The sequence below is a fragment of the Microbacterium sp. UBA3394 genome (genome assembly GCF_002358725.1).
Lineage (GTDB): Bacteria > Actinomycetota > Actinomycetes > Actinomycetales > Microbacteriaceae > Microbacterium > Microbacterium luteum.
Genome location: NZ_DEPK01000161.1, coordinates 7,732 through 11,759, shown reverse-complemented (window position 1 = coordinate 11,759; position 4,028 = coordinate 7,732). Strand labels below are relative to the sequence as shown.

The following is a 4,028-nucleotide window of genomic DNA, read 5'->3' as shown; positions in this document are numbered from 1 at the left end:
CGCACCCGGGACGTGTCCAGGGCGGGGGTCGACCGGGTCTTCGCCGCCGGCGAAGCGCTCCCGGGGACGTGCATCGACGGCGATGACACCGTCACGAAGGAGATCGTCAGCGGCGACCAGCAGATCCGCAGGCCACTCCCGCACCGAGAAGTGCGACCGCTCCCGCACCGGCGACTGCGCCGACAGGTCTCCGGGGTAGGCGCCGAGTCCGCCGTCGAGCAGTGCGGCGCGATGACCGGTGGCGCGCAGCATCCAGACCAGCCGCGCGGCGATCACCCCGCCCTGATCGTCGTAGGCGACGACGGTGTCGTCATCCGAGATGCCGAGTGTGCGCATCCCCTCGGCGAAGACCTCCGGCCGAGGAAGAGGGTGCCGACGACCCTCGGGTGACGGGGGCGCCGAGAGCCAGGTCTCGAGATCGACGAAGACCGACCCGGGGAGATGACCGCGGTCGTAGGCCTCTCTGCCCGATCGACCGTCGAGGTACCAGCGCACGTCGGCGAGGACCACGTCACCGGGGAGTCCGTCGAGACCGTCGATCGCGACGAACGGAGGCACCTGCATCGGATCGCTCATCCCTCGAGCCTAATGATCCCGTCCCGGGTGTTAGCGTCGACGCGTGAGCGCGTGGTGGAGTTCCTTCGTCCATTCATTGACGACGCGTCAGTTCGCACTCGTCATCCTGCAGACGGTCGTCTGGCTCGGGATGGCCGCCGTCTGGGTCTGGGCCCTCGTTGTGGATCCCGACGGGTGGCGAATGTTCCTGGCCGTCGCGTCGACCATGCTCGCACTCTTCTGGACGGGGATCCTCCTCGTCGCGATCCGCGAGAGGCGATCGATCAACGAGTGATCATCCTCCGACTCCGCGATCTGCTTCGATGAGCGCCGCGAGGCGATCCAGGTCTGCGCGGACCGCGGCGACATCGCGGGCGAAGTCCGCGTCGGTCAGGTCGATCTGACGCACGGTGAAGACGATCTCCGCTCCCTGCGGATGCGCGAGCACGCGCATCGGGTTCGTCACGGTGGCGCCTGAGGGCAGGGTCACGTCGTGATCGATCACCCCGAGCGTGTTCCGGGCGACGAAACGCACCTCGACACGACCCATGGGCGAGTCGAGGTGCACCCGGTCTCCGTCGATCACCAGATCGCCCTGAGCGAGACCGGCGGCCCAGAGCGGAAGATGACGCGCATCCACTGCGAACTCGTAGACCCGTCGCGGGTCGGCAGCGATCACCCGGCTGACATGCACGCTCTGCATGGCGACCAGCTTGACACAGGCCCGATGCGCCGGTCGCGCGCGCGGCAACGACATCCTGCCGCTCGTGCGGAGACGAGCGTCAGGACACCGCGGCCTTCTCGGGCTCGGCGGCGAGCGGCCAGAGCTGGTCGAGCAGCTGGCCGACCCAGGTCAGCAGATCGGCATCGGCCAGGGCCGCAGCGCCGGCGGTCGGCAGCGGCACGACGAGCGCGTCGCCGTTCGCGACGAGCTTCGCCTTCGGATAGAGGCGCTGCAGTCGCACACGCATCGAGTCGGGCAGGTGCGCCGGCGCGATCCGGAGGTTCGGTCCCATCGCGACGACGTCGGCGAACCCGGAACGCGCCGCCCGGCGCCGCAAGCGCGCCACCGAGATGAGCCCCGCGACCTCCTCCGGGGGCGTGCCGTAGCGATCGGCGAGCTCCTCGAGAACGAGGTCGATGGCGTCGTCTGCCGCCGTGGCGGCCGCGGCCGCCGACAGCTTCTGGTACGCCTCCAGTCGCAGCCGCTCGCTGTCGATGTAGGCCTCGGGGATACGCGCCTGCACGGGCAGTTCCAGACGCAGCTCCGTCGGGCCCTCGGTCTCCTCGCCGCGGAACTGCGAGACGGCCTCGCCGATCATCCGCAGGTAGAGGTCGAAACCGACGCCGGCGATGTGTCCGGCCTGTTCGGCGCCGAGCAGGTTGCCCGCCCCGCGCAGTTCGAGGTCCTTGAGGGCCACCTGCATCCCGGAACCGAGATCGTTGTTCACCGCGATGGTCTCGAGCCGGTCGGCCGCGGTCTCCGACAGCGGCTTGCCGTCGTCGTAGAGGAAGTACGCGTAGGCCCGCTCGCGACCGCGTCCGACGCGTCCGCGCAGCTGGTGGAGCTGACTCAGACCGTACTTGTCGGCGCGATCGATGATGATCGTGTTCGCGTTGGAGATGTCCAGGCCCGTCTCGATGATCGTCGTCGAGACCAGCACATCCGCTCGACGCTCCCAGAAGTCGTCGACCACCTGCTCCAGCTGGTGCTCGCCCATCTGCCCGTGCGCCACCGCGATCCGCGCCTCGGGCACGAGCTCGGCGAGGTCGGCCGCCACGCGCTGAATGGACTGCACCCGGTTGTGCACGTAGAAGACCTGTCCCTCGCGCAGCAGTTCTCGCCGGATCGCCGCGGCGATTTGCTTGTCGTTGCGGGGACCGACGAACGACAAGATCGGATGGCGATCCTCCGGCGGCGTCGCGAGCGTCGACATCTCGCGGATGCCTGTGACCGCCATCTCCAGCGTGCGCGGGATCGGGGTCGCGCTCATCGCGAGGATGTCGACGTTGGTCTTCAGCTTCTTCAGCGCATCTTTGTGCTCGACGCCGAAGCGCTGCTCCTCGTCGATGATCATCAGCCCGAGATCCTTGAAGACGACCTTCTCGGTGAGGATGCGGTGGGTGCCGATCACCATGTCGATCGACCCGTCGGCGAGGCCGGCGACGACCTGTCGCGCCTCCTTGTCGGTCTGGAAGCGCGACAGCGCACGCACCTTGACGGGGAAGCCGGCGAAGCGCTCGGCGAAGGTCTCGAGATGCTGCTTGACCAGGAGCGTGGTGGGAACGAGCATCGCCACCTGCTTGCCGTCCTGGATCGCCTTGAACGCCGCGCGCACGGCGACCTCGGTCTTGCCGAACCCGACGTCGCCGGAGAGAAGCCGATCCATCGGGATGGACTTCTCCATGTCGGCCTTGATCTCGTCGATCGTCTGCAGCTGGTCGGCCGTCTCGGCGAACGGGAAGGCTTCTTCGAGCTCGCGCTGCCACGGCGTGTCCTGCCCGAAGGCGTATCCCTTCGCGGCCATGCGCGCGGAGTAGAGCTTCACGAGCTCGACCGCGATGTCGCGCACCGCCTTGCGGGCGCGCCCCTTCGCCTGCGCCCAGTCGCTCCCGCCCATCTTCGACAGCGCGGGTGCCTCTCCCCCGACGTACCGCGACAGGAGGTCGAGCTGATCGGTGGGCACGAACAGCTTGTCGCCGGGGTAGCCGCGCTTGGAGGGCGCGTACTCGAGCACCAGGTACTCCCGCTGGCTCTTCACGGCGTTGCGGCCGCCCGAGGACACCTCCCGCTGCACCAGCTCGACGAACTTGCCGATGCCGTGCGTGGCGTGCACGACGAAGTCGCCGGGCTTGAGCTGGAGCGGGTCGACGACGTTCCGGCGCCGCGAGGCGAGCTTCTTCACCACGCGCGCGTCGCCGCCGATGGTGCGGCCGTAGAACTCCGTCTCGGTGAGCACCGCGAATTTCGCACCGTCGGACTGGAAACCCCTTTCGAGCACGGCGCAGGTGAGCTGCGCGGTGCCCGTGGGCACGTCGCCATCGATGCCGTCCACGATCTGCGCGGCGATCCCCCGCTCGCTCAGCACGTCGCGCGCCCGCTCGACCAGTCCGGGACCGGATGCGGTCACCACGACGCGCCAGCCGTCCGCGAGCAGACCCCGCACGTGCTCGGTCGCGCCGTCGACGTTGCCCTGGAAGCTCGGCACCGCTGCCGCGGCGACCTTGACGGTGGCGGCGGCTTCGAGCGCGGCATCCACGTCGATGAGCCCTTCCGCCGACGCGTCGGCCGCGCCCGAGTCGAACCCGCTGAGGGTCCACCACACGCCGCCGCGCTCGGTGATCCGCTCGCGTAGGGTCGGGAGGGTGACGAAATCGCCGGCGCCGAGGTCGACCGGCGTCTGGGCGCCGGCGGTCGCGGCCGACCACGCCGCATCCAGGAATTCGCGGTTCGTCTCACTCAGGGTGATCGC

General features: G+C 69.2%; 4 protein-coding genes. 1 reads left to right on the top strand and 3 read right to left on the bottom strand.

What is annotated here, in order from left to right; all coding sequences use genetic code 11:
* Positions 1-576 (bottom strand): sulfurtransferase (locus B4E30_RS09560; RefSeq protein ID WP_286795027.1); only part of this gene is annotated, 576 nt, incomplete at its 3' end.
* A 43-nt stretch (positions 577-619) separates the two neighbouring features.
* Between B4E30_RS09560 and B4E30_RS09555 the strand changes: the two genes are divergently transcribed.
* Positions 620-850, top strand: a complete 231-nt coding sequence (locus B4E30_RS09555) for a hypothetical protein (protein WP_286795026.1) — start codon at positions 620-622, stop codon at positions 848-850.
* Here the strand turns inward: B4E30_RS09555 and B4E30_RS09550 are convergent, their stop codons facing one another.
* Positions 851-1,258, bottom strand: coding sequence for an SRPBCC family protein (locus tag B4E30_RS09550; protein ID WP_286795025.1), 408 nt, complete (start codon positions 1,256-1,258; stop codon positions 851-853).
* 79 nt (positions 1,259-1,337) lie between these two features.
* Positions 1,338-4,028 (bottom strand): transcription-repair coupling factor (gene mfd, locus B4E30_RS09545; protein WP_286795022.1); only part of this gene is annotated, 2,691 nt, incomplete at its 5' end.